This is a genomic window from Arthrobacter sp. OAP107, assembly GCF_040546765.1.
Classification (GTDB): Bacteria; Actinomycetota; Actinomycetes; order Actinomycetales; family Micrococcaceae; genus Arthrobacter.
Map to the genome: position 1 here is coordinate 3759267 of NZ_JBEPOK010000001.1, position 25025 is coordinate 3784291.

At 68.5% G+C, this 25025-nt stretch carries 20 protein-coding genes; 8 read left to right on the plus strand and 12 right to left on the minus strand.

Translation table 11 applies throughout. From position 1 onward, the window contains the following. The first annotated feature begins 63 nt into the window (after nucleotides 1-63). Nucleotides 64-1473: an MFS transporter gene (locus ABIE00_RS17210; protein WP_354261928.1), complete on the plus strand. Its 1410-nt coding sequence runs from the start codon at nucleotides 64-66 to the stop codon at nucleotides 1471-1473. A gap of 104 nt (nucleotides 1474-1577) precedes the next feature. On the opposite strand, the gene ABIE00_RS17215 is transcribed toward ABIE00_RS17210, so the two are convergent. Both ABIE00_RS17215 and rsmI read right to left on the minus strand, forming a co-directional pair. Further along, complete coding sequence (locus tag ABIE00_RS17215) at nucleotides 1578-3077, minus strand: NAD-dependent succinate-semialdehyde dehydrogenase (RefSeq protein ID WP_354261929.1); 1500 nt, start codon at nucleotides 3075-3077, stop codon at nucleotides 1578-1580. 292 nt (nucleotides 3078-3369) lie between these two features. Beyond that, complete coding sequence (gene rsmI / locus ABIE00_RS17220; protein WP_354263403.1) at nucleotides 3370-4248, minus strand: 16S rRNA (cytidine(1402)-2'-O)-methyltransferase; 879 nt, start codon at nucleotides 4246-4248, stop codon at nucleotides 3370-3372. A gap of 156 nt (nucleotides 4249-4404) precedes the next feature. Between rsmI and ABIE00_RS17225 the strand changes: the two genes are divergently transcribed. Continuing rightward, nucleotides 4405-6111: a dolichyl-phosphate-mannose--protein mannosyltransferase gene (locus tag ABIE00_RS17225; RefSeq protein WP_354261930.1), complete on the plus strand. Its 1707-nt coding sequence runs from the start codon at nucleotides 4405-4407 to the stop codon at nucleotides 6109-6111. Nucleotides 6112-6166: 55 nt separating this feature from the next. After that, nucleotides 6167-7996: an AMP-dependent synthetase/ligase gene (locus ABIE00_RS17230; RefSeq protein ID WP_354261932.1), complete on the plus strand. Its 1830-nt coding sequence runs from the start codon at nucleotides 6167-6169 to the stop codon at nucleotides 7994-7996. A 75-nt stretch (nucleotides 7997-8071) separates the two neighbouring features. On the opposite strand, the gene ABIE00_RS17235 is transcribed toward ABIE00_RS17230, so the two are convergent. Together ABIE00_RS17235 and ABIE00_RS17240 are read right to left on the minus strand one after the other, a co-directional pair. Then, nucleotides 8072-9388: a TIGR01906 family membrane protein gene (locus ABIE00_RS17235; RefSeq protein WP_354261933.1), complete on the minus strand. Its 1317-nt coding sequence runs from the start codon at nucleotides 9386-9388 to the stop codon at nucleotides 8072-8074. 154 nt (nucleotides 9389-9542) lie between these two features. Then, nucleotides 9543-10535, minus strand: a complete 993-nt coding sequence (locus tag ABIE00_RS17240) for a stage II sporulation protein M (protein ID WP_354261934.1) — start codon at nucleotides 10533-10535, stop codon at nucleotides 9543-9545. Between the two features lie 69 nt (nucleotides 10536-10604). On the opposite strand from ABIE00_RS17240, the gene ABIE00_RS17245 reads away from it, so the two are divergent. Then, on the plus strand, nucleotides 10605-11417 hold the full coding sequence (locus ABIE00_RS17245; protein WP_354261935.1) for an RDD family protein: 813 nt from the start codon (nucleotides 10605-10607) through the stop codon (nucleotides 11415-11417). Nucleotides 11418-11457: 40 nt separating this feature from the next. On the opposite strand, the gene ABIE00_RS17250 is transcribed toward ABIE00_RS17245, so the two are convergent. The 4 genes from ABIE00_RS17250 to ABIE00_RS17265 all read right to left on the minus strand — a co-directional run bounded on the left by ABIE00_RS17250 (nucleotide 11458) and on the right by ABIE00_RS17265 (nucleotide 15095). Then, on the minus strand, nucleotides 11458-12690 hold the full coding sequence (locus ABIE00_RS17250) for a L,D-transpeptidase (protein ID WP_354261936.1): 1233 nt from the start codon (nucleotides 12688-12690) through the stop codon (nucleotides 11458-11460). A 153-nt stretch (nucleotides 12691-12843) separates the two neighbouring features. Next, on the minus strand, nucleotides 12844-14325 hold the full coding sequence (gene ahcY, locus ABIE00_RS17255; protein ID WP_354261937.1) for an adenosylhomocysteinase: 1482 nt from the start codon (nucleotides 14323-14325) through the stop codon (nucleotides 12844-12846). A 52-nt stretch (nucleotides 14326-14377) separates the two neighbouring features. Next, complete coding sequence (locus ABIE00_RS17260; RefSeq protein ID WP_331574087.1) at nucleotides 14378-14617, minus strand: Trm112 family protein; 240 nt, start codon at nucleotides 14615-14617, stop codon at nucleotides 14378-14380. A 94-nt stretch (nucleotides 14618-14711) separates the two neighbouring features. Then, nucleotides 14712-15095, minus strand: a complete 384-nt coding sequence (locus ABIE00_RS17265) for a DUF3499 domain-containing protein (protein ID WP_354261938.1) — start codon at nucleotides 15093-15095, stop codon at nucleotides 14712-14714. Nucleotides 15096-15217: 122 nt separating this feature from the next. Between ABIE00_RS17265 and ABIE00_RS17270 the strand changes: the two genes are divergently transcribed. Next, a complete protein-coding gene (locus ABIE00_RS17270; protein ID WP_354261939.1) occupies nucleotides 15218-15730 on the plus strand; it encodes a metallopeptidase family protein in 513 nt (170 codons plus the stop codon). 60 nt (nucleotides 15731-15790) lie between these two features. Here ABIE00_RS17270 and ABIE00_RS17275 read toward each other — a convergent pair whose 3' ends face one another. Genes ABIE00_RS17275 through ABIE00_RS17285 form a run of 3 tightly spaced genes read right to left on the minus strand, consistent with a single transcriptional unit; the run spans nucleotide 15791 to nucleotide 21433 of the window. After that, nucleotides 15791-17479, minus strand: a complete 1689-nt coding sequence (locus tag ABIE00_RS17275; protein WP_354261940.1) for a DUF5719 family protein — start codon at nucleotides 17477-17479, stop codon at nucleotides 15791-15793. Beyond that, nucleotides 17472-20843 (minus strand): glycosyltransferase family 2 protein, encoded by a 3372-nt coding sequence (locus tag ABIE00_RS17280; RefSeq protein ID WP_502914228.1) that lies wholly within the window; start codon nucleotides 20841-20843, stop codon nucleotides 17472-17474. Before ABIE00_RS17280 ends, ABIE00_RS17275 begins: the two co-directional genes overlap by 8 nt. Before the next feature lie 29 nt (nucleotides 20844-20872). After that, nucleotides 20873-21433, minus strand: coding sequence for a WhiB family transcriptional regulator (locus tag ABIE00_RS17285; protein ID WP_354261941.1), 561 nt, complete (start codon nucleotides 21431-21433; stop codon nucleotides 20873-20875). A gap of 348 nt (nucleotides 21434-21781) precedes the next feature. Between ABIE00_RS17285 and ABIE00_RS17290 the strand changes: the two genes are divergently transcribed. Then, nucleotides 21782-22480: a TIGR03089 family protein gene (locus ABIE00_RS17290; RefSeq protein ID WP_354261942.1), complete on the plus strand. Its 699-nt coding sequence runs from the start codon at nucleotides 21782-21784 to the stop codon at nucleotides 22478-22480. Nucleotides 22481-22484: 4 nt separating this feature from the next. Here the strand turns inward: ABIE00_RS17290 and ABIE00_RS17295 are convergent, their stop codons facing one another. Continuing rightward, nucleotides 22485-23051, minus strand: coding sequence for a GtrA family protein (locus tag ABIE00_RS17295; RefSeq protein WP_331574099.1), 567 nt, complete (start codon nucleotides 23049-23051; stop codon nucleotides 22485-22487). A gap of 243 nt (nucleotides 23052-23294) precedes the next feature. Between ABIE00_RS17295 and ABIE00_RS17300 the strand changes: the two genes are divergently transcribed. After that, on the plus strand, nucleotides 23295-24440 hold the full coding sequence (locus ABIE00_RS17300; protein WP_354263406.1) for a 5-(carboxyamino)imidazole ribonucleotide synthase: 1146 nt from the start codon (nucleotides 23295-23297) through the stop codon (nucleotides 24438-24440). Further along, entirely contained in the window at nucleotides 24437-25024 is a 588-nt protein-coding gene (gene purE, locus ABIE00_RS17305; protein WP_354261943.1) for a 5-(carboxyamino)imidazole ribonucleotide mutase, read from the plus strand. The genes ABIE00_RS17300 and purE overlap by 4 nt, the downstream gene beginning before the upstream one ends. Nucleotide 25025 lies beyond the last annotated feature (1 nt).

Below are 25025 nucleotides of genomic sequence, written 5' to 3' on the forward strand. Positions count from 1 at the left end.
TGATCCGACACCCAGCGACGGGGCGCATCCGGCGGGGCAGACGATTGTCCAAAGGAGGACGACATGAAGAGCGACACACACAAGCTGCGGACTTCGGCTGAATCGCAAGAGGCCGGCACGCACCGGACGAGCAGCACCAGGAAGGCTGCCGCCAGCGGATGGGTGGGCAGCGCCCTTGAGTACTACGACTGGTTCATCTACGCCCAGGCGGCCGCCCTGGTCTTCCCCACCGTTTTCTTCCCCGCCGGCAACCCGACCGTCGCGCTGATTGCGTCGCTCGGCACCTACGCAGTGGGATACGTCGCCCGCCCGATCGGGGCCTTTGTCCTTGGCCAGTGGGGTGACAAGCACGGCCGCAAGAACGTCCTGGTCCTGGCCATGCTGCTGATGGGCGCCTCAACCTTCGCGGTGGCCCTGCTGCCCACCTACGACCAGGTCGGAATCCTGGCCCCGGCACTGCTGCTGGTCCTTCGCCTCGTCCAGGGTTTTGCCGTGGCCGGGGAACTGAGCGGGGCCAGCGCCATGATCGTGGAGCACGCACCGTTCGGACGCCGCGGCTTCTACGCGAGCTTCGCCCTCCAGGGCACCCAGGCCGGGCAGATTATCGCCGCTGCGGTCTTCCTCCCGCTCTCGGCTGCCCTGTCCTCCGAAGACTTCCATGCGTGGGGCTGGCGGGTCCCCTTCATCCTTAGCGCCCTGGTGGTGTTCGCCGGCTACATGATCCGCCGCCGCGTGGAGGAGACGCCCGTCTTTGTTGAGGAGAAGGCGCACAAGGACGTTCCCAAAATGCCGGTGGTCCAGGTGCTGCGCGAAAGCGGGCTGAACGTGGTGCGGGCGGTCTGCATGACGCTGGTCAACGTTGTGGGCGTCACCGTCGCAGTGTTCGGCGCAGCCTACGCCACGCAGCCCGGGTACGGCATTGGCATGAGCACCACGGTCTACGTTTGGATTCCGGTGCTGGCCAACGTCATCGCTCTCGCCCTCATCCCCTGGTTCGGCAATCTCTCGGATCGGTTCGGCCGCCGGCCGCTGATGATAGTCGGCTCGCTGGGCTCCGGCGCGCTGGCATACGGGTACCTGTACGCGGTCAGCCAGAAGAACGTGCCGCTCACCATCGTCCTCGCAATCCTGATGTGGGGCACGCTGTACCAGGTCTGGAACGCCACCTTCGCGAGCTTCTTCCAGGAACTCTTCCCCTCCCGCACGCGGGTCACCGGGTTTGCCATCTCCCAGAACATCGGCCTCCTGATCACGTCCTTCCTTCCGAGCCTCTTCGCGGTGGTCGCTCCCCCGGGCTCAGTCAACGTTCCGCTCACCGTCGGGTCCATCTGCTTCGGCATCACGGTCATCGGCGCCATAGCGGCCTGGTCCGCCAGGGAGACGCACCGCATCCCCCTCCAGCAGCTGGGGACGCCGGACGCCACCCCGGTCTCCCCCGAGGAGTACGAGCAGGCCCGGGCCGCGGCCCGCTAAAGGCTGGGAGAACCTCCCGACATACAAAACGGCACTGGCCCGCAGGATTCCTGCAGGCCAGTGCCGTTTTGCTGTTGCGCTGGGTGTGTCCGGACCTTGCCTGGTTAGCCGGCGTAGGGGTCGGCGATGCCGATGTACTGGGTGTAGAGGTATTCCTCGATGCCCTCGAGGCCGCCCTCACGGCCCAGGCCGGACTGCTTGACGCCGCCGAAGGGTGCTGCCGCGTTGGAGACGACGCCGGCGTTCAGGCCGAGCATGCCGGTCTCGAGCCGCTCGCCCATCCGGATGCCGCGGTTCAGGTCTTTGGTGAAGACGTAGGCCACCAGCCCGTATTCGGTGCTGTTGGCCAGGCGTACGGCTTCGTCCTCGGAGGAGAAGGTGGTGATCGGGGCGACGGGGCCGAAGATCTCCTCGGACAGGATCCGCGTTCCCTCGCTGACGCCCTTGAGGATGGTGGGCTGGTAGAAGTAGCCCGGACCGTCCACGGGGGCGCCGCCCACCACGGCGGTGGCACCGGAGGAGAGGGCGTCGGTGACCAGTTCGTGGACCTTGTCCCGGCTCTTGGCGTCGATCAGCGGGCCGACCTTGGACTCAGGCTCGGTTCCGCGGGCGGTGGTCATCTCCTTCATCTTCGCCGCGAACTTCTCGGCGAATTCGTCGGCGACGGACTCGTGCACGATGAAGCGGTTCGCGGCGGTGCAGGCCTCGCCCATGTTCCGCAGCTTGGCCAGCATGGCGCCGGCGACGGCGGCATCGACGTCGGCGTCCTCGAAGACCACGAACGGGGCGTTGCCGCCCAGTTCCATCGAGGTCCGCAGGACCGTCTCGGAGGCGTCGGACAGCAGGCGGCGGCCCACCTCGGTGGAACCGGTGAAGGAGAGCTTCCGCAGCCGGGAGTCCTTGATCAGCGGGCCGGTCGTGGCACCCGCGGTGGAGGTCGGGATCACGTTCAGGACGCCGGCAGGCAGACCCGCCTCCTGCATGACTGCCGCGAACAGCTGCGAGGTCAGGGGGGTCAGGTTCGCAGACTTCAGCACCATCGTGCAGCCGGCCGCGACGGCCGGGGCGATCTTTCGCGTCGCCATGGCCAGCGGGAAGTTCCACGGCGTGATCAGCAGGCACGGGCCGACCGGCTTCTTGGTCACCAGCAGCCGGGACTTGCCGTCCGGGGAGACCGAATAGCGGCCGAAGGCGCGGACGGCTTCCTCGGAGAACCAACGCAGGAACTCGGCGCCGTAGGTGACCTCACCACGGGCCTCGGCCAGGGGCTTGCCCATTTCCAGGGTCATCAGCAGCGCAAAGTCCTCGGCCCGTTCGGTGACCAGATCAAAGGCGCGCCGCAGGATCTCGCCACGCTCCCGCGCCGGCACCTTGGCCCAGGACTCCTGCGCGGCGGCGGCCGCGTCCAGCGCAGCGGCGCCGTCCTCAGGACCGGCGTCGGCAATGCTCAGCAGCGTCTTCCCGGTGGCCGGGTCCTCGACGTCGAACGTCTTGCCCGACGCCGCGGGACCCCACTCGCCGTTGATGAGCAGGCCGGTGGGAACAGACGCGAGCAATTCGCTTTCGCGTTCTGCGGTAGCAGTGGACTGTGTAGTAACAGACACGGTGACTCCCTCGTCAGCAATCGGATTGCCGGTTATATGCAGCTCCTGCACACGGCTTGCCGCCGTCTGCCGCCCGCTGCTTGATTGGCTGGATTAAAGCCACGGTACTGCCGGGGATCTCGGCAGTGTCTACGCATCGGCGCACTGCCAGTCCCGCTATTTGTTGTGCAGCTGCACAGCAGCCCCCGACGGCGTCACGGGGCGGCTGAAAGCGGTCGCCGGCCGGCTGCAGCGGGAGTCAGCAGCGCCGCCGGGACGGGCTCAGCGGAGCAGGCTCACCCGGGCAGGAATGTCACCGCGAGGCAAGCACCGCGGAGTACAGTTCCCGCTTGCTCACGCGGGTTTCCTCGGCGACGGCCGCCACTGCTTCCTTGAGCCGGACGCCCTTGGCCACGAGTTCGTTGACCGCGGCCACGCCGTCCTCCGGCGAGCCGGGTGCACGCTCCGGCGCACCTCCCACCACCACGGCGATCTCGCCGCGCACCTCGTTGGCTTCCGCCCACTGCAGCATCTCCCGGAGCGAGCCACGGAGGACTTCCTCGTAGGTCTTTGTGAGTTCGCGGCACACCGCCGCGCGCCGCTCCGGGCCGAAGCGTTCGTGCAGCGCCCGGAGCATGGCCTCAAGCCGGTGCGGCGCCTCGAAGAAGACCATGGTGCGGCGTTCGGCGTCGAGATCCGCCAGGCGCGAGGCGCGTTCGCCGGCCTTCCGCGGCAGGAACCCTTCGAAACAGAACCGGTCCGTGGGCAGGCCGGACAGGGCCAGCGCGGTGAGGACGGCGGAAGGGCCGGGGACGGCCGTGACCGTGAGGCCGGCGGCCACCGCGCCTTCGACGAGCCTGAACCCGGGGTCGGAGACCGCGGGCATGCCGGCATCGGTGACCATCACGAGTGTCTTTCCGGAGCGGACCTGCTCCAGGAGCTCCGCGGTCTTCGTGGCCTCGTTGTGCTCGTGGTAGCTGATGATCCGCCCGCCCACGGTGACGTCCAGGCTCTGCACCAGCCGGTGCAGGCGCCGGGTGTCCTCGGCCGCCACGATGTCCGCCGTGGCCAGCAGCTCCACCAGCCGGGCGGACGCGTCACCCACATTGCCGATGGGTGTTGCCGCCAGGACGATCCGTCCCGGACCGCCGCTGCGGAGGTCCTGCCCAGTTCTGCCCGCGCTGTCGGCCAATTCGTCGCTGCCAGCCGGTGCTGCAGCACTGCTGGATGGGTCCGAACTGCTGTCGGGGTCGGTGCTCGCTTCATGGTCCACGGATCCAGCCTACTGCCGCCCGGCCTTCTCGCCTTCCTTCGGGTTTGGACCAGCCGCAAACGGTAGCATGGGCTCGTGACGCAGACCTCCGTGCGGCCTGACGGGGCCGAACCAGCAAGTACCCCGCCTTCCGCACCCGCCGCGGAAGGCCGCGGCCTGGACGGTAAGCGCTGGATCGCCCGCCCCTCGGAGGCGTTCACGGCAGACGCCCTCACCCGGCGTCTGATCGGCGGCATCCGCACCTGGCGGGACTACCCGCCGTCGCTCCGGCTCTGGTTCTGGCTGGTTCCCGCGCTGACTGCCGTCGTGGCCGGGATCCTGAGGTTCGTCCGGCTGGACGTCCCCCGCGCCCTCGTGTTCGACGAAACGTACTACGTCAAGGACGGCTACTCAATGCTGGTGAGCGGCTACGAGCGGAGCTGGCCGGAAAAGGCCAACGACGCATTCGTCGCCGGCAACCCCAACGTGCTCCTGAACACCCCCGAATACGTGGTGCATCCACCCGTGGGCAAGTGGATGATCGCTGCAGGCATGTGGCTGTTCGGGGCAGACAACCCCTTCGGCTGGAGGTTCGCCGCGGCACTGACAGGCACGCTCTCCGTCGCTCTCCTCGCGCTGATCGCCCAGAAACTCTTCGGCTCCCTCATCCTGGGCGGGGCGGCCGGGCTGCTGCTCGCCGTCGACGGCCACCACCTGGTCATGTCCCGCACGTCGCTGCTGGACATCTTCCTGATGTTCTGGGTCCTGGCCGCGTTCGGGGCGCTGTTACTGGACCGCGACGACGGCCGGCGCAGGCTCGCGGCCCGGCTCGCCAGGCAGGCGGCCGCCTCCACCACCGGCAGGCCATCAACGCTCCAGCTGCTGTCCGGCCCGTGGCTGGGCGTCCGCTGGTGGCGGGTTGTGGCGGGCATCTGTCTGGGCCTGGCCGTCGGCACCAAGTGGTCGGCGCTGTTCTTCCTGGCCGGTTTCGGGCTCCTGACCGTGTTCTGGGACCTGAGTGCCCGCCGCACCGCGGGCGTCCGCGGCTGGATCAGCGCCGGAATCATCAAGGACGGGCTTTTGGCCTTCGTCAGCATCGTTCCCGTGGCTGCCCTAACGTACGCAGCCACCTGGACCGGGTGGTTCCGGTCGGCCGATGCGTACTACCGGCGGTGGGCGGAGACCAACCCCAGCGCGGAATGGGGCTGGCTGCCGGACTCGCTCAGGTCACTGGCGCATTACCACCTTGAGGCCTACAAGTTCCATCAGGGTCTCAGCTCCGAGCATCCCTACGAGGCGAGCGCCTGGAGCTGGCTCGTGATGGGCAGGCCCACCTCCTTCTTCTACGAGTCCCCCAAGCAGGGCACCCCCGGCTGCGATTTCGCCAACTGCACCACGGCCATCCTGTCCGTCGGCAACCCGCTGATCTGGTGGAGCGCCGCCATCTCGCTCGTCATCCTCCTGTTCTGGTGGGCGGGCAGGCGCGACTGGCGTGCCGGGGCGGTACTGGCTGCCGTCGGATCCGGCTACCTGCCGTGGTTCATGTACCCGGAGCGCACCATGTTCTTCTTTTACGCGGTGTCCTTCGAGCCCTTCCTGGTCCTGGCGCTCGTGTATTGCCTGGGACTGGTGCTGGGGAAATCCACCGACCCGCCGTGGCGCCGGCGCTCCGGGCTGTACGGGGTTGCCCTGTTCCTCGTGGCCGCGGTCCTCGTCTCGTCGTTCTTCTACCCCGTCTGGACTGCCGAAATGATCACCTACCAGGACTGGCGGTTCAGGATGTGGATGCCTTCCTGGATCTGAGGCACGATGGCAGGTGGAACCCGGACGTGATCATCAACGAAATGGAGAGCCGCCCGTGAGGGAAGCAAGCACGGAACTGATGGTTGCACTGGAGGAAAGCAACAACGTCACCGACCTGCTCCTGGACTGCTACCGGCACAATCCTTCGCACGCCGTCTACGCCCGCCGGGACGCCGGCGGCTGGCAGAACGTCACCATCGGGCACTTCCTTGACCAGGTCACCGCCCTGGCCAAAGGCCTCATTGCCGGCGGCCTGGCCCCCGGGGACACCGTCGCAGTCCTGTCGGCCACCCGCTACGAGTGGACGCTGGCGGATTTCGCCATCTGGTTTGCAGGCGGCGTGACCGTGCCCATCTACGAAACCTCCTCGCCGAGCCAGGTGGAGTGGATCCTGTCCGACTCCGGCGCCGGGCGGGTCTTCGTTGAGGACCGCCAGAAGGCGGCACTGCTGGACCAGGTCCTGTCCGCCTCCAGTGTGCTGGCCGGCCGCCTCCTGCCTGTGGTGCGGATGGATTACGACGGCGAAGCCCCCAACCTTGCCAGCCTCGCCGCCGCAGGGGCCGGCGTGTCAGACGCGGAACTGGAGCGGCACCGCACTGCAGCCGCGCTGCCGGACGTCGCCTCGCTCGTCTACACCTCCGGCACCACGGGCCGGCCCAAGGGCTGCGAGATCACGCACGGCAATTTCGCCCTCGTGGCCAGGAACATCGTGGCGTTCCTGCCCGAGCTGCTGCAGCAGGAGAACGCCAGGACCCTTATGTTCCTGCCGCTGGCCCACGTGCTGGCCCGGGCGGTCCAGGTGGTGTGCCTTACGGCCGGAGTGACTGTTGGCCATAGCTCCGGCGCCGCGCAGCTGCTGGATGACCTGGGAACGTTCAAGCCGACCTTCCTGCTGGCTGTCCCCCGCATTTTCGAGAAGGTCCGGGCCGGAGCGGAACAGAAAGCGACGGACGCCGGGAAGTCACGGCTGTTCAGCGCCGCCTCGGAGGTGGCAGTACGCTACTCGGAGGCACTGGACGCCGCCCGGCGCGGGAAGGGCAGCGGGCCGGGTGCCGTGCTGCGGGCGCAGCACGCGCTGTTCGACCGCTTCGTGTATCCGCGGCTGCGCCAGGTGTTCGGCGGCGGCATGAAGTACGCCGTTTCCGGCGCCAGCCCGCTCAACGCCAGCGACGCGCACTTCTTCCGGGGTGCGGGGATCGCCGTGCTTGAAGGCTACGGCCTGACGGAGACCACCGCGCCGTGCACGGTGAACACCGTTGACCTCGCCCGGGTGGGCACGGTTGGGATCCCGGCGCCCGGCACCACCGTCCGCGTCGCTGAAGACGGTGAAGTCCTGGTCCGGGGCATCGGCGTGTTCAGGGGCTACCACGCCAACGAGGCGGCCAACGCCGAGGCATTCACGGACGGATTCTTCCGCACCGGGGACCTGGGCTCGCTGGATGCCGACGGGTTCCTCACCATCACGGGCCGCAAAAAAGACCTGCTGGTCACCGCCGCCGGAAAGAACGTTGCTCCCGGGCCGCTGGAAGAGAAGATCCGCGAACACCAGCTCGTGGGCCAAGCCGTGGTGGTGGGCGACGGGAAGCCGTTCGTTGCTGCCCTGGTCAACCTCGATCCCGAGGGCCTTGAGCGCTGGTGCACGGCGAACAGCGTTCCGCTGCTCAGCCCCGCGGAAGCCCGGACGGATCCCGCGGTCCGCGGCGCCATCCAGGAGGCCGTGGACCAGGCCAACAGCCTCGTGTCCCAGGCCGAATCCATCCGCAAGTTCCAGGTCCTGGATGCCGCCTTCACCGTGGACTCCGGGCACCTGACGCCCTCCCTCAAACTCAAGAGGGCCACCGTCGTCAAGGACTTTGCGGCGGAAATCGAGCAGCTGTACGGCTGAGCGGGCCCTCCGGCCCGCCCGCCTGCTGTTCTATCCGGCCACCGCTGCCTTCCCGCCACCGCTGCCTTCCGGCCGCTAGAGGTTGACGGGCCGTGCGGTGCTTGTGCCTGTCTCCGGAGCGTCGTGGGCGTCGTCCTTTACGTCGCCATCCCCCACGTCGCCCTTGCGGCCCTTCCGGGCCGGGGCCAGTCCGCGGCGCTTGCGGGTGGGCCAGGTCAGGATCAGCGTCACCACGGCCGTGATCAGGACGAGCGCGGCGATGACCAGGCCGGCGTCGATCCAGAACTGCCCGGGGAAGAGCCGGATGAGCGTGTCCTCCAGCGCAAACGTCCAGGAGCCGGCGGCGAAGAAGATGTGGTGGAACTCGGTGAAGAACTGCTGCCAGCCGAGGGCGGCCAGCGTGCCCAGGCCGACGATGAGCACCAGCGTCACGATGGAACCGGCGAACAGCCCGCGGCGGACTCCGCCGGGTGTGCGGCGCCGCAGGTAAATGATCGCGATGATGCTGATCAGGATCAGCAGTACCCCGGCTCCGAAGGCTGACAGGAAGACGAGCTTGACGTCGGCCATGTGGCTGACCTCGCCGTCCTTGAACAGCTTTTCGCCGCTGCGGTTGACCAGTTCGCCGAGGTAGCGCGGACCGGACCAGTTGCTCAGGTAGTCCACGGCGTAGGAGCCGTAGGTCATGCGGTCGTCCGCGTTGAAGCCGTAGCCGTCCCCGGGGAAGCCGGGCCGGTGGTACTCCACCCAAAGGAAGAGCGGGCTGGTCACTGCGCGTACAGCCAGGACCATGAGGATCACCGGGTAGAAGATGGCCAGCAGGACCTGGAGGAACCGCGGCAGCACCGGCTTGGCCCTGGCGGCCTGCTCCCGCTCGGCGTTGCGGCGCTCCACTTCCTCCTCCGGCGGACGGACCTGCAGGGCGGAGGTGGGAAGCGGCTCGCTGTAGTGCGTGCCCATCGCGGAGGAACCGGCCGGCTGGCGGGTGCCCGATTTCCGGCCCAAGCCGTGTTCCTGGCCTGACGGCGCGTTCCGGCCGGGCTCACCGTCCGGGTCAGCTTCGGCGTGTGGGTCAGTTTCGGCGTTCCCGGCGGCGGCCGCCTCCGCCGCCTTGCGGTCGGCACGGCTTTCCGGCTGGGCCGCAGCGGAACCGGCCGCCGGATTTGCAGCAGCACCGGCGGCGGGACGTGCTGCAGAGGCGGCGGGACGTGCTGCAGAGGCGGAGGCAGCACCGGGTGCACCCTCCCGCTCGGCTGCGCGCGCTGCAGGCGCGGGCTTCATCCATTCAAACGCCGGCTCGTCAGTGCCCTCCGCGGGATCCAGGGCGGGGCTTGCCGCCGGATCCAGCCGCGGATCAAGGCGTCCGGACGGTGTCGGAGTATTGTCTTTCACTGCAGCTTCACTTCCGTAGGCGTCCACGCTCCATGGTCACCGGAATGCCGGGCCACGCAGCGCTTTGTATCTCCCCAAGAGCCTACCGTCAGCCGCTCCGGCACCGCGATGTGCCACCCCGCCACCCGCGCGAATAATCGGCCGGCAGTCATAATCAGGCTGCAAGTTCTGTATAGCCGGTGTCCTGGCTGCCCAGGTCGCCGCGGGCGCCGGAGCGGTAGGCCCGTCCGCCGCACACCAGCACATATAACCAGTATGCCGCCAGCACGGCCGCACCGATACTGATTTTCGCCCACACCGGCAACGCGCTGGGGGTCACGAATCCCTCCACGAGACCGGAGACAAACAGCACCAGGACCAGGCCAAGCGCCACCGTGATCATGGACCGGCCCTCCGCCGCGACGGCGCGGGACCGGGTCCGGTTGCCCGGCGACACCATGGCCCAAAAGATTCTCAGCCCGGCCGCGCAGGCCACGAACACCGCCGTCAGCTCCATCAGTCCATGCGGCAGGATGTAGCTGAAGAACACGTCCGTCTTTCCCACCGCGGCAAACATCCCTGCGGCCACCCCCACCCCCTGTGCGTTGGCGAACAGGATCATGGGCACCCAGAAACCGGTGATGCCCAGGGCCACGGCCTGGGCACTGATCCAGGCGTTGTTGGTCCAGACTGCGCCGGCGAACGACGCCGCAGGGTTCTCCGAGTAGTAGTCGATGAAATCCTGCTCGACGTACCGTTGGACCTCCGCTTCCGACGCCACGGCCCGCAGGGCATCCGGCGAGGTGCCAATCCACAGGGCAAAGGCGCAGCCCACAAGGCAGAACGCGGCACCGCAGGCCATGGTCAGCCAGCGGATCCGGTACAGGGCGGCCGGGAGCGAGAGCACGAAGAACTGCGCCAGGTCCTCCATGAAGTTCGACCGCGCACCCGTGAAGCGGGTGCGGGCCTGCGCCAGCGTGGCGGACAGGGACGCGGACAGGCCGCTTTCCGGCCCGGTGGAACGCAGCAGGGAAAGGTGCGCGGAGGTGACCTGGTACAGGCGCAGGAGTTCGTCGGCGTCGGCACCACTCAGGCGCCGTTTGTTCGCAAGGTGATGCAGCCGCGACCATGTGTCCGAGTTGACGGCGGAGAAGGCGTCCATGTCCACGCTCCTACCCTAGCCTGCGGGGAACTAGACTTAGGCGACCGGTGGCCGGAACGACGTACGGGGCAGGAATTGAGTCCACTCATCACAGGCGAGGCAGTCGTCCTTGAACTCCGTCCGGCTTCCTTCGCTGCCCGTTCCCTGGGCCTTTTGCTGGACGTGGTGTTCCATACCGCGCTACTAATAGCAATCCTGATGGCCATGGCAGCCGCCCGGGATGAGCTGGACGAGGCCGCCGCCACGGCGCTCACCCTGGTCAGCGTGGTGCTGTGCTTCGTCATGGTCCCGGCAACCGTGGAGACGCTGACCCGGGGCCTCTCGCTCGGGAAGCTGGCGGCCGGTCTGAGGATAGTCCGTGATGACGGCGGAGCCATCCGCTTCCGGCACGCTGTCATCAGGGCGCTGATCGGCTTCCTGGAGATCTACCTGACGTTCGGCGGCGTTGCGATCGCCGTCGCCCTCTTCGACGGCAGGTCCCGCCGGCTGGGTGACATCGTGGCGGGCACCTATGCACTCCGGAGCAGGGTCCCGGTGGAGCCCACGATCGTGCCCGTCATGCCGCGGCACCTGGCCGGCTGGGCACACGCCGCGGACATCGGCCGGATTCCGGACGCCCTCGGACGCCGTGCCGCCCAGTTCATGCGCCAGGCGCCGCGGATGTCGCCGTTGTCGCGCAGCGGCATGGCCGCGGCCCTCGCCACCGAGATGTCCGGTTATGTGGCACCGTCACCGCCGCCCGGAACCACGCCGGATGACTACCTGGCCGCGGTGCTGGCCGAACGGCGCGCCCGCGAACTCCGCCGACTGGGCGCGGCGCGCACGGAAAGCAATCGGATCGGGGCACGGCTTCACCGGCTGCCGTTCACGGCGTCCGGGGACAGCTAGTACCGCTCCAGCGTTTGTCCCTGCCGTTTGGCGTGGCGCGTCAGCGCTTCGCGTACTGTGCCCAGGGGATGTTCCAGTCGCCGTAGCCCTCGAGCGGCTCGATTGGGGCGGCACCCGTATTCAGGACCTGCACCACGTCGCCGGACTTCATGTTGTTGAAGAACCAGGCAGCGTCCACGGGAAGCAGCCCCACGCAGCCGTGGGAGATGTTGGCGACGCCCACATAGCTCCATGCGGACTCAAGCGCCTGATGGACGTAGACGCCCGAGGACGTGAGCCGGTTGGCGTACTCCACGGTCAGCGGCGGGTAGTAGCCCTTGTCGCCGGGCTTCAGGCCGATGCTTCCCGCGTTGAACTTGGAGTGCCGTTCCTGCTCCATGATCACGGCATAGCCGGATGGGGAAAGCCAGTCGGTGCCGCCAAGGGTGACCGGCGCGGTCCTGACCAGCTTGCCGTCGAAGTAGACCTTCATTGTCTTGGTGTTGTCGTCCACCACCGCCAGGCGCTGCCGGCCCACCTTAAACTGCACCTTGGCGTTGAAGTTGCCGATCATGCCCTTGCCGAAGTCCACCCCGAACAGCTTCATATCCACGCTCACCTGGCTGTTGGAGGCCCAGAACTTCTCGGGGCGGATGCGGACCTTCTGGTCCGAGTACCAGTGCCAGGCCACGGGCTGCTTGGAGGAGACGGTGATCTTGACGGCCTTTTCAACCGCCGCCTTGTTGGTGACGGGTTCGCTGAAGACGATGTCGATGGGCTGTCCTGCGCCGACCGTGGAGCCGTTCTCCGGGTATACGGCGGCGTCCGCCTCGTTGGCGGGCTCCACCGTGGTGAAGGTCTGGACCTTCTTGGTTTCCCGGCCCGCCTCATCCACGATGGTGTAGCTGTAGTTGTAGGGCGTGTTGAAGGCCAGCGGGTCCATGGCCGTCCACGTGCTGCCGTCGGCGCTGACAGTGCCCTTGACGGTCTCTCCCCCGGCGGCCGGCACCAGCACAACGTCCTGGACGCGGCCGTTGACCGCCTTGACAGAGGGCGCCACGGCGGGGTTGACGCCCTTGGCGCCGTCGAGCGGTGTCACACCGAGCTCCACCGCCTTGACCACGGGAGTGGCGAGGCCAGGCTCGTTGCGGACAGGGCTGGAGGCCTCGGATTGGGGCGCGGGGTTGGCCCAGCCGGGAGCGGTGGCGACGCCGATACCGCCGGCCGCAACCGCAGCGCAAATGGCAACGACGGCGATGATCTTGCCGGTTTTCCGGTTGTTCTTTTCCGTCATGACTGGTTTCTCCGTAACCCACCGGGCTGCCGATCGGCATCCGTCCGTGTGCCCAGCGGTAACGCTGACCAGTCAATTTTATCGCACGGCGGGGCTAGCCCCGGGCGCCGTGGATTGCCACGGCGCGCCGGGGTGATGCGTAAGACGCCGCTGTTAGTAGCGGTAGTGCTCCGGCTTGAACGGGCCGGCCACGTCCACGTCCAGGTAATCGGCCTGGTCCTTGGAGAGTTCGGTCAGCTCCACACCCAGGGCATCGAGGTGCAGGCGCGCCACCTTCTCGTCCAGGATCTTGGGCAGCACGTAGACCTGGTTTTCGTATTCCCGCTCGCCTTCGGGCTGGTCCTTCTTGGTGAACAGCTCGATCTGGGCGATGGTCTGGTTGGCGAAGGAGTTGCTCATGACGAACGACGGGTGGCCGGTGGCGTTGCCCAGGTTCAGCAGGCGCCCTTCGGACAGGACGATGATGGACCGGGTGCTGTCCGCGGAGTCGCCGCCGAAGACCCATTCGTGCACCTGGGGCTTGATCTCGACCTTCCGGATGCCGGGGATCCGGGCGAGGCCGGCCATGTCGATCTCGTTGTCGAAATGCCCGATGTTGCCCACGATGGCCTTGTTCTTCATGCCGGCCATGTGCTCGGCCATGATGACGTCCTTGTTGCCCGTGGTGGTGATGAAGATGTCGCCCTGGTCCAGCACGCTCTCAAGCTTGGCCACCTGGTAGCCGTCCATGGCGGCCTGCAGTGCGCAGATGGGATCGATTTCCGTGACGATCACGCGGGCACCCTGGCCGCGGAGCGCCTCGGCGGCTCCCTTGCCGACGTCGCCGTAACCGCAGACGACGGCGACCTTGCCGCCGATGAGGACGTCGGTGGCCCGGTTGAGGCCGTCCGGCAGGGAGTGCCGGATGCCGTACTTGTTGTCGAACTTGCTCTTCGTCACGGAGTCGTTGACGTTGATGGCCGGGAACAGCAGCTTGCCCTGTTCGGCAAGCTGGTACAGGCGGTGCACGCCCGTGGTGGTTTCCTCGCTGACGCCGTGGATGCCGGCGGCGAGCCGGGTCCACTTCTTCGGGTCCTCGGCCAGCGTCCGGCGCAGGACGTCCAGCACGATCCCGTATTCCTCGGGGTCGTTGGCCGCGGCGGCAGGAACGGCGCCGGCCGCCTCAAACTCCACGCCGCGGTGCAGCAGCAGCGTGGCGTCGCCGCCGTCGTCGAGAATCATGTTCGGGCCCAGCTCAGGGTTCGCGTCAGCACCGGGCCAGGTGAGGATCTGCTCGGCGGTCCACCAGTATTCCTCCAGCGTTTCGCCCTTCCAGGCGAACACGGGAACGCCCTGCGGGTTCTCCACGGTGCCGGTACCGACGACGACGGCGGCGGCGGCCTCATCCTGGGTGGAGAAGATGTTGCAGGAGGCCCAGCGGACCTCGGCGCCGAGGGCCGTGAGGGTCTCGATGAGCACTGCGGTCTGCACGGTCATGTGCAGCGACCCGGCGATTCGGGCACCCTTGAGGGGCTGGCTGGCGCCGAATTCCTGGCGCAGCGACATGAGTCCCGGCATCTCGTGCTCGGCGAGGCGGATCTGGTGGCGCCCGGCCTCGGCCAGGGAAATGTCGGCAACCTTGTAATCGAACGTCATGGGAATCCTTTGCTGTATCCGGCGTCTAGCCTTCTGTGGTGCTGGCTGGGTGTTAGGCGGTGGGGGCGGCCGCTGCCGGGCCGGCGTCGTGCTGGTCCGACCGGGCGGCCGTGGCTGCGGCACGCAGTTCCGGGGGAAGCAGCAGCGGAATGCCGTCTTCGATCGCGTAGCGCACCCGTTCCCCGCCCTCCGCCGCCGACGTGGAGACGAGTTCCTCGCCCTCCTGGGTCAGAGCCGATCCGGTGACCGGGCACCGCAGAACGGACAGCAGTTCAGGACTGATCTTTGGCATGGTGGAGGCTCCCTGCTGGGCACAAGCGCTGTGGCTGACGGATTTCAGCTTCCAGCCTACCGCCAGTTCGGCGCCGGGACGGTTCGCGCCGGCGTCAGGACGGTTCGCGCAGGATGCGCAGGTGGCCGCGGCGGGTGCCTTCGGTGGCGGCGGGAGCTTCCAGCGCCGAGTGGGCGGCGCGCTGGCCCGCGGCCGGGGCCGCCGGGCGGGATGCAGCCTCTCGGACGGCGTCGGCCAGGGCGAGAAGGTCGTCGGGACCGGGCTGGGGGGGCTGCGAGGGCATGGCCAGACGGAGCACTTCCCAGCCGCGCGGGACGGTCAGCGAACCGGCGTGCTGCTCACAGAGGTCGTAGCAGTGCGGCTCCGCGTAGGTTGCCAGCGGGCCGAGGACGGCGGTGGAGTCCGCGTAAACGTACGTCAAAGTTGCCACCGCAGACTGGCGGCAGGCTGACCTGGAACACTGACGTATTGCACCCACGAAAACACAGAATACTCCGCCTCCGGCAGTTTTCCCGACATTGACGAACGGCCCGCGCCACGGCAGCCGCGCTCCGGTCCGGTTATGTCGCGCAAATCATTCGTCGGGTCTAAAGTCTGTATATGCAGTCATCGCACCATGCTTCGGGTTTCACGGTCCGGTTGGCTGACCCGGAAACCCCCCGGGACGCTGCCGGGACCCCCGTTGGCCGGAGCTTCACACAGCGCCGGCGCAATCGGCACGGCCGCGGCCTCCGGGGCGAACTGCTGCTGCCCACGCTCCCCGGCTACCGGAGCCGCTCGGACCGGTTTGATGAACTCGTCATGGACTCCGCCCAGCGGCTCCACGACATCTGGGGCAAGCCGCTCGACGGCGTCCGGTTCGCCGTGGATGAGATCCCGCCGAATCTGGAACAGTTGCTGGCCGAGGGTTCGCCGGCTCCCCTGGGCTGCTACACCCCTGCGACCGAGGACGAGGGCCCCATCATCACGCTGTACCGCCGCGTGGTTGAACAGGCCTGCCCCGTCAAGGAGGAACTCCAGGACCTGGTGCACGACGTTGTGGTGGAGCACACCGCCGAGATGCTGGGCGTGGCCCCGGAAACCCTGGACCCGGTGTACCGCCGGCGCTACTGAGCAGGATTTTCACCGCCGGCGCCATCGTGCCGGAGATCTTCGGCCGCCGCACACCGGCGCCTAGTAGCCCAGCGTCACCGGTACTTTTTCCTGTCCCTCCGCGCCCGGGGCAATGGCCACGGTGGACACATCGTTCCGGCCGTCCCGTTCCAGCAGCACAGCGCCGTACGCGGCTCCGCCGGAGGCGGACACGAGATAGCCGACGACGGCCGAGTTCCCGATCTCGTCGGCTGCCCTGAGGGTCGTGGTGGTGCCGGCGGCGATGTCTGCGGTCGCAGCCGCGCGGAGCTTCCCGTCGGCCGTAATCGGGGTGTAGGAAATGGTGGCCCTGTCATCCAAGGCGCCGAAGACCAACTGCCGCTCCCCGCCTTGGGGAAGCGGGACGACGTGCTGGCTGCCCAGCTGGGCACTGGCCGGCGACCATGAGAAGTCCAGGCTCTGGCTGGCCTTCAGGCCCCGGCTCACCCGGGCCGCTGCCACGATGCTGACGTCCGACGTAACGGAAACGGTGTACTTGCCGGCGGGCACGCCGGCCAGGGGCACCTCGGTGACGGCGCCGGCCTTCGCGGTCACAACGCCTCCTCCGGGAAGGGCCTGCTGCCCGGCGCGGCCAAACAGCTTCACCTCCACCACGGCGTCCGACGGGCCGGGAACGGTGATCTGCAGCGACGGGCCGGCGTCGTCAAAACCGGATTCGCCGGTGAGTGACTTCACGTCCCCGGCGTCCTGGATGTCGATCCCCGTCATCACCTGGGACGGCGCGGCAGATATTCCGGGCGCGATGAAATCCACGCCGCCGGAGGTCAGCCCGCGGAGCACGCTCTGCTGGATGAAGGCGCTGACAGGCCCGCCGGAGCTCCGGACGTGGACGCTCAGCCGTTCTTCACCGGGAGCGAGACCGGCCAGGACGATGGAGCGCGTCGATTTCGGGGCCACCAGCAGGCCGCGGCTGCCCGAGGCCTTGATCTGGCCGGCCTTTCCATAAAGCTCAAGGTTCACCGTTGCGGGGGTGGTGGAGGCGTTGGTGAGGTGGATGACGCTGCTGCGGCCCACCGCGGTGTTGGCGCCGGCAAGCCAGAGGTCGTTCGAGGGTGTCTGGCAGGCGGCTGCCGCCGATCCCTGCAGGTCCCCGTCGGTCGCCGTGTAGGCCATGACGGCCGCGGCGGCAGGCTGCCGGTTGGCAAGGGCGTCGGCGGACAGCACGCTGACATTGTCCACGGCCTGCCCTTCTACCACCCCGGCCAGCACCCCGGAGGAGCCTGCCGGAGCCGTCGCCGAGGCAGGCGCCTTGGCTATCCGCTGCAGCTCGGATCCCTTCAGCGCGGAGAGAGCACTGCCGGGAAGGCTGCCGCCCGCCGGGCTGACCACCGCCGCGGACACGGAGCTCTTCGCCGTGGCGGACTCGGGACTGAACTGCGGGTCGGTTCCTACCGGCGTTCCTTCGAGGAGCCGCGCCGGAGCAGGGCAGACGTCCTGGACGCTTCCGGCCGGCACAGCCGCTGCCGCCGCGTCGAGGGGCCTGGCCGCCGACGGCTGGGGCGCCAGGGTGGTTGCCGCCACAACGCCGCCGCCGGCGGCGAGGATGACCACGCCGGAGAGCACCCCGGCCACGATCCCGCGGCGGCCGGCGATACGGGTGGCGCCACCGGACGTGTTTCCTGACCTGGACGCCGAAGCGGTGCCAGCCCGGGCGACCCGTGCGCTGCCCCGCTTAGCGGGAGTCCCGCCGTCGTTCACTTCCTCATGCATTCTGGTATTCCTTACGCAGGGAGCCTTCGTCCCTGGACAGGCCGGTGTTGGGGCGCCGCGCCGGCATCGGCAGCGCCAGCAGGATGGTCAGGCCAATGACGGCGGCCTGCAGGATCCCGGACCAGATGGCCCAGGGGCTTTCATACCGGACTGTCACCTGGCCTGCCTGCGGTGGCAGCGTGAAGGCCTGGGACCAGCCGGAGGTGGTGGAGGTCAGTTTGCGGCCGTCGAGCCAAGCGGTCCAGCCGGGATCTGCCCGCTCGGCGAGCACCAGCAACCGGCCCTCGGGCCCCTTGGGCACCGAGGCCTGTGCGCCGCCAAGGTCCGAGGGAACCAGCCCGATCGTGGCGCCCTTGCTGTCCACGATGCGCACCCGGTGGGCGACGTCGGCGGGCTGCAGGACGGCGTCATTCAGGGGCGACACACGCCAGAGCCAGCCCGAGTCGGTGGGCCCGACGGCGGTCAGCCCGGGAACCGCGTCCATCCGGCTGGCGGTCAGCTGGGCTGCCGTGTCCGCGGCGCGCAGGACGACGAACCCGACGCCGAGGCGCTCCAGTTCTGGCCGCGGGTCAACGCCGCGCGCAGCCACGAGTGTGGCCACGCTGGTGCGCAGCGCTGCGGTGACCTCATCGTCCTCGCGGACCGATTCCTGCCCGGGGTTGCCCAGGATGTTCCGGGCGGCCGCGATGGTGGAGAGGCTGTCCAGCGTGGTGCCGCCGCCGCGCATCAGCGTGGCGCTGTACGTTCCGTCTTCCCCGGTGCTGATCAGCAGCGTCCGGGTCTGCTCCGGCCCCTCGCCGCGGTCCACGGCGGTGGCGGGCAGCATTCGCGGATCGGTGGGACCCACGAGACGGGGCGTCCCGAGGTCCGCCGTGTCGGCGTGCACCGGGGCATCGGCAGGCTGCACCACATTCTGCACCGTCCAGGCCGCCAGTCCGGCCAGCGGTCCGGCGAGCAGGAGCACCAGCGCCAGCGCCGCGGCAACGCGCGCCACAGTGCTGCGTGGCAGGACCTTGGGGCGCACTCCCCCGCCTCGGGTCACGCCGTCCGGTCCGGCACCGGCGACCGTCAGAAGGCCATCACCGCCGATGATGGCCGCGCCAAGCAGCGCGAACACGGCAGCGGAAACGGCCGGACCGGTGAACGGCACCACGAGTGATTGGGTGCCGACGCCGGTGGCCGCGTGCGCCGCCAGCCACCCGCCGGCCAGGACCGCCAGGGCCGCCACCCAGAGGGCCCTGGCGATGCGGCCGCGGCGGTCCGCGTGGACACGGAGCGGAACAAAGAGTGCGGCAACGGCCAACGCCAGCAACGGAGCACCTACCAGGACGGCCAGCAGCAGCGCCCAGGGAACGGAGCCGCCGGCAAAGAGCGTCAGCCCGGCGAGACCGCCGGCGGGGTCGAAACTGAGCGGCTGGCCCAGGATCTGCTGCCACACCGGAGCACCGTTGAAGGGAAGCGGCAGGCCGGGGTCGGCCAGCAGTGCCCTGGGCCGGTCGAGGGTGGACAGCCCAAACGGCACAAACAGCGCAGCGCTCGGCAGCAGTGCCCACCAGAGCGTGCGTCCGCGCTTCCCCAGCAGCAGGCTCAGGAGAATAATCACGACGGCGGCCGGCAGCAGGAGCGACGGGGCCGCGGCGGTGATGGCCCCCAGCGCCAGCCCGGCAGCTGCGGCTGCCGTCCATGACGGCGTGCCGTTAACTCCGGGCTTGGCCGGCGGCTGGTCCGCGGCGCCGCCGGCCGGAACGGGTGCGAAGCGGCCCCGGCCGAGGGCGGAGCCGGTGGCCCGGAGCAGCGCCAGGACCAGCAGCGGCATCAGAAGGTGCGCCAGCAGGGCGCCGATGCGCCCCTGGTTGACGGCCACCTGCAGGGCGGGCGCCGCGGCCCAGACCAGGGCAGCTGCCAACCGGAAGCGGCGGTAGGAGGTCAGGGCACCGGAAGCGAACCAGGCAGTCAGGCCGGAAAGCGGCATAGCCAGCAGGAGCAGCCAGATGACGGCGCCGTTGGCGTTGCCTCCGCCCAGCAGCCCGAGGATCCAGAGGACGTAGCCGAAGGGGTCGCCGTGCCCCGGCAGTCCGGCGCCCAGTCCGATCCACCAGCTGGAGGCGTGGTGCCAGATGTCCTCCAGCCGGGCGGAGACCGGCAGGAGCGCCCCGCCGGCGGCGGCGTCGGCTTGGAAAAGCGCTGCAAGGCCCGCGAAGGACGCCGCGGTGGCAAGGCTCACGGCGGCAACGGCACCGTTGCCCACCCAACCCCGCTCGTTCGTGGACAGGGCCGCGAAGTCATCGGTCGCGTCGCCGCTGGGCTGTTCCTCCAGCGGATCATTGCTGTCCTCGGAGGCCTGCGCGTCGTCGGCGCCCAAGGCTTCCATCAGGGAGCGGCGGTGGCCCCACACTTCGCGCCGGTCGGTCTGCAGGGATTTCACCACGGAACGGCGGACCCGGCGGGTGCGGGCGGCGTTGCGCCGTCCCCGCGCGAGGGCGGCCGGCCTGGCAAGGGCTGCGGCGGTGCCCAGAAGCTGCGAAAAGCCGTAGCCCGGATCCTTCACGGCGATGCTGAAGACCAGGCGCAGCAGGCTTCCCAGGAGGGCGCCGACAGCGTGCAGCGGCAGCGCCCACAGGGGGGCGTGCTTAAGCCGCAGGTGCACCTGTGCCCGGCGTGCGGCCGAGGCAGTGCCGAGGGCGTGCGGCCGGTGGGAGACGTGGAACATCCTCGCGCTGGGGACCACCACCACGCGGTGTCCGGCCAGCCGGTTCCGCCAGCAGAAGTCGACGTCGTCGCCCGTGCCGGGAAGGGCCGGGTCAAAGCCTTTGAGGTGTTCCCAGATGTCCCGGCGGACCAGCATGCCGGCGGAGTTGACGGCGAAGGTGTCGGAACGTCCGTCGTACTGCCCCTGGTCGAGCTCGTCCGCCTCGATCAGCGTGAGCCGCTCGGCCCAGCGGCTGGTGGAAAGCCCGACGTCGATCAGGCGGCGTCCTGCGTTCCAGTCCAGCTGCTTGCAGCCCGCGACCGTGACCGAGGGGGCACGCTCGACGGCGTGCAGCAGTTCGGCCAGCGCTTCGGGGGCGGGTGCCGCATCGTCGTGCAGCAGCCAGATCCATTCGGACCGGTCATGGGTTCCCGAGGGCTTCCACGGGGCCAGGGCGGCCAGGCCGGCGCCCACCGCGGCGCCCATCCCCGTCCTGGCCGCCCTGGCCCCGTTGACGGTGATGACATTGGCGTCGCCAAGGGCGCGCTGCAGAAGGGCAGCCGAAGTGTCCTGTGAACCGGTATCCACCCCGATCACCGTGTCCGCCGGCCGGGTCTGTCCGGCCAGCGCTGAAAGTGTCCTGGGCAAATAGTCACTGCCGTTGTGGGCTACCACAACGGCAGTGACGTGTACTTCCTGAAGAATTAGACCGCTCGCTTCCTCAGCCGTCGGCGCTCACGCTCGGAGAGGCCACCCCAAATGCCGAACCGTTCGTCATTCGCCAGTGCGTATTCCAGGCACTGCGACCGCACGCTGCACGCTCCGCAGACTTTCTTGGCGTCCCTCGTGGAACCACCCTTTTCCGGGAAGAAGGCCTCCGGATCTGTCTGCGCGCACAGGGCATCGGTCTGCCACCCAAGCTCGCCTTCGTCGTCGAAATCCTGCCCCAGCGGCAACCCGATCCACACCGGCTGGGCCAGGGTGGAGACTGCGGGGTTCAGGATCTCCATGGGGGGATCGAGATCGTCCTCGTCCTGCTCCGGCTGACCGCCCAGCAGGGATTCATTCTGGAGGGCGTCGTGCTCCGCCAGGAAGGCCGTGGCCTGGTCCTGCAACGAGGCAGACGCGTCCTGGTTGTACCGCTCTGCGGCATCCGGATCAGCCGGATCTACGTACCAGTCGCTGGGTACCCCCCGAGACCTGTACTTTGCTGTGGCCTGGCCGGCCATAACAGCATCATCATGCATGCGCTCCGCTTGCCCCATGGCGTCCCCTCCTGAGTAGTGCGGCCCCCGGCCCGACGTTCAGGACACTACGTGGAGTTCCTGAGAGTTCGCCGCGGCTTTTCGATATCTAATTACACGCGTGTAAGTAAGGGGAGTCAAGCCGGGACGGAATAATAATCAATGCCCGGCCTGATCAGCGGGCGCGCCACGCCCGGGAATTATTTTTCAGCGCCGCGCGGCGCCGCCCGGGATTGGACAGTAAGCTTAGTATCCCGCCCGGCACGGGCGCAATTCCGGCAATTCTTCCGCGCGCGGCGCGCTTAAGGCAAACGACGTTACAAACTGGTGTGCCGGAGATCACTCTCCCAGGCGTGGCAAGATGAAGCCATGAACATCCCGGCCACTGACCTCATGACGGCCCTGCGCTCGGGCCACTCCACCTCGCCGCGCCTGACCTGGTACGGCCCCGACGCGGAGCGGGTGGAGCTCTCCGGGCGTGTGCTGGACAACTGGGTCGCCAAGACCAGCAACCTGCTGCAGGACGAACTCGACGCCGAACCCGGAATGCGGCTGCGGCTGGACCTTCCCGCGCACTGGAAATCCATCATCTGGGCCCTTGCCGCCTGGCAACTGGGAATGGAGGTGGTGCTCGGCCCGGGCGACGCGGACCTGCTGGCCACGTCCGAACCGGACGCCGCAGAGGACGGGTTCGACGCCGTCGTTGCGGTTCCGCTGCCGGCGCTGGCGATGCGGTGGCCCGGCGACCTGCCCGCCGGGGTTCTGGACTACGCCGCGGAGGTCCGCTCACACGGCGACGTGTTCATGGCCCATAACGACCCCGATCCGGGAGCTCCCGCGGTCCGCAGCCCAGAGGGCGCAGCCGTCCGCCACGAGGCCCTCATGGCGGAGTTCGCTGCCGGACACGAACCGAATGCGCGGCTCCTGGTGCGCGCGGCCGACGGCCTTGAATCGGCGCTGGCCAACGCGCTGGGCGCGTGGAAGAGCGACGGTTCTGTGGTCCTGGTCCACGGCGACGTGGAGCTGACGGAGAAGCTTCTCGCCGCGGAGCGCATCCACGGCGAATGAACCGCTAGCTCGGCCTGACGGGCCGCTCGGGGTCCTCCACGTCCGGCTCCATGACGCGCTGCGCCGGCTGGACGGAATGGTGGTGGACCTCGAGGATCTCGTGGTCGTGTGAGAACTCCGGCTCCTGGTCCAGTTCCTGGTTGAAGACGAGGAACCGGTAGGCAAAGAAGCGGACCACCGTCGCGACAAGAATGCCCACGACGCCGGCGGAGAAAAGCAGGTTCTTGTCCGTGACGCCCAGCGAATACTTCGCCAGGGCCGTAAACCCGGTGGAGATGCCGATGCCGATGCCGTTGATGAGGATGAACATCAGGAACTCACGGACCACGTTGGCCTGGCGGCGGTGCCGGAACGTCCAGAGCCGGTTGGCGATCCAGGAGAAGATGGTGGCGACTGTGGCGCCCACAAACCGGGCCTTGGCCTCGCTGTCCGTCATGGGTCCGTGCATCAGGTAGTAAGTCAGCCCGTTGTCGATGACAAACGCCACACCGCCCACGGCACCGAATTTCGCCACTTCGCGCCAGAAAAGCGAGGCGAGTCCCCGGATGCGCTCTGCAAGTGTGTTAATCATGACCCTCCGTGGCCGTCTGAATACTGGGGGCCGTTGGGCCAAGCTCCCATTTTAGCGCCGTTTCCCGGGAGTATCCTCGGAGGACCCTTCGCCGGACCGCCCCATCGGCAGTCCCGCGGCCAAATTCGAGCGACTTGGGGAGCTTCACAGCCATGAAAGACGGCAACCGCGCTCCTTTTCTGTAGGCTGGAAGATGTGACTTTTCCAGTAATCGGCGTGGTTGGCGGCGGCCAGCTTGCGCGCATGATGGCCCCTGCCGCCACCGCCCTGGGCTTTGAACTCCGTGTTTTGGCCGAAGGCGAAGACGTATCCGCGGTCTCCGCTGTCCCCAACGCCCCCGTGGGCGACTACAAGGACCTCGATGCCCTGTTGGAGTTCTCCAAGGGCCTGGACGTGATGACCTTTGACCACGAGCACGTCCCCGGCGACCACCTCTATGCCCTGATCGAAGCCGGGGTCAACGTCCAGCCCGGCCCGGAAGCACTGGTCAACGCCCAGGACAAGCTGGTCATGCGCGCCGCCATTGACCGGCTCGAACTGCCCAACCCCGAGTGGGCAGCAGTGGACGACGTCGCCGGCCTGGTCAGCTTCGGGGACCGGATCGGCTGGCCCGTGGTACTCAAGACCCCGCGCGGCGGCTACGACGGAAAGGGTGTGCGCATCGTCGGCTCGCCCGAGGAAGCCGCAGACACCGCCGACTGGTTCGAGGCCATGAGCCCGCTCCTCGCCGAGGCCAAGGTGGACTTCAGCCGCGAACTCTCGGCACTCGTTGCCCGCACCCCCGACGGGGCGTCCCGGGCCTGGCCGGTGGTCCACACCATCCAGGTGGACGGCGTCTGTGACGAAGTCATCGCGCCGGCACAGAACATCTCCCTTGAGGTGGCTGCGGCCGCCGAGGAGGCTGCCCTCCGGATCGCGAACGAGCTCGGCGTCACCGGCGTCATGGCCGTGGAAATGTTCGAGACGCCCGGCTCCGGCGCCGGCTTCCTGATCAACGAATTGGCGATGCGGCCCCACAACACGGGACACTGGACGCAGGACGGCTCCGTCACCAGCCAGTTCGAACAGCACCTGCGGGCGGTCCTGAACCTGCCGCTGGGTGCCACGGACGTGCTGGGCCAGGTGGCCGTGATGAAGAACTTCCTGGGCGGCGACAACCAGGACCTCTTCTCCGCCTTCCCGGCAGCACTGGCGGCAGAACCGGCCGCCAAGGTCCACTGCTACGGCAAGTCTGTGCGGCCCGGCCGGAAAATCGGCCACGTCAACCTGGTGGGCGCGTCCGCTGGGGACGTCGACTCGCTCCGCCAGCGCGCCACCACCGTGGCAAACATCATCCGCGACGGCCGGCTGCCGGCCGCGGCAACAGGCACCACCGAGGAGACCCCATGAGCCCCGAATCCGCAGCAGCCCCGGGAAGCGGCGCCCCCTCCCCCCTCGTAGGCCTCGTCATGGGCTCGGATTCGGACTGGCCCGTCATGGAGGCGGCGGCTGATGCCCTTGCCGAGTTCGGCATTCCGTTCGAAGCGGATGTTGTCTCCGCCCACCGCATGCCCACCGAGATGATCCGCTACGGACAGACGGCGCACGAGCGCGGCCTCCGCGTGATCATTGCCGGCGCCGGCGGTGCCGCACACCTTCCGGGCATGCTGGCGTCAGTCACTCCCCTGCCCGTGATCGGCGTGCCGGTTCCGCTCAAGACCCTGGACGGCATGGATTCCCTGCTCTCCATCGTGCAGATGCCCGCCGGGGTTCCGGTGGCCACTGTCTCCATCGCCGGGGCCCGGAACGCAGGCCTGCTCGCCGTCCGCATCCTGGCTTCCGGAACCGATGAGCTCGCCGACCGTCTCCGCACCGAGCTCCTGGATTTCGCCCAGGAACTCAACGACGTGGCCAGCCGGAAGGGCGCGAGCCTCCGCCAGAAAGTCAACGAGGTCTTCTCCGACTCAAACGTGGCTCTCCGGAGCAGCCGATAGG

Coding starts and splice junctions, on each gene's coding strand:
- ABIE00_RS17210 (WP_354261928.1), top strand. CDS start 64: ATGAAGAGCGACACACACAAGCTGCGGACTTCGGCTGAATCGCAAGAG.
- ABIE00_RS17250 (WP_354261936.1), bottom strand. CDS start 12,690: ATGACGGAAAAGAACAACCGGAAAACCGGCAAGATCATCGCCGTCGTT.
- ahcY (WP_354261937.1), bottom strand. CDS start 14,325: ATGACGTTCGATTACAAGGTTGCCGACATTTCCCTGGCCGAGGCCGGG.
- ABIE00_RS17260 (WP_331574087.1), bottom strand. CDS start 14,617: ATGCCAAAGATCAGTCCTGAACTGCTGTCCGTTCTGCGGTGCCCGGTC.
- ABIE00_RS17270 (WP_354261939.1), top strand. CDS start 15,218: ATGCAGTCATCGCACCATGCTTCGGGTTTCACGGTCCGGTTGGCTGAC.
- ABIE00_RS17275 (WP_354261940.1), bottom strand. CDS start 17,479: ATGCATGAGGAAGTGAACGACGGCGGGACTCCCGCTAAGCGGGGCAGC.
- ABIE00_RS17285 (WP_354261941.1), bottom strand. CDS start 21,433: ATGGGGCAAGCGGAGCGCATGCATGATGATGCTGTTATGGCCGGCCAG.
- ABIE00_RS17290 (WP_354261942.1), top strand. CDS start 21,782: ATGAACATCCCGGCCACTGACCTCATGACGGCCCTGCGCTCGGGCCAC.
- ABIE00_RS17295 (WP_331574099.1), bottom strand. CDS start 23,051: ATGATTAACACACTTGCAGAGCGCATCCGGGGACTCGCCTCGCTTTTC.
- ABIE00_RS17300 (WP_354263406.1), top strand. CDS start 23,295: ATGATGGCCCCTGCCGCCACCGCCCTGGGCTTTGAACTCCGTGTTTTG.
- purE (WP_354261943.1), top strand. CDS start 24,437: ATGAGCCCCGAATCCGCAGCAGCCCCGGGAAGCGGCGCCCCCTCCCCC.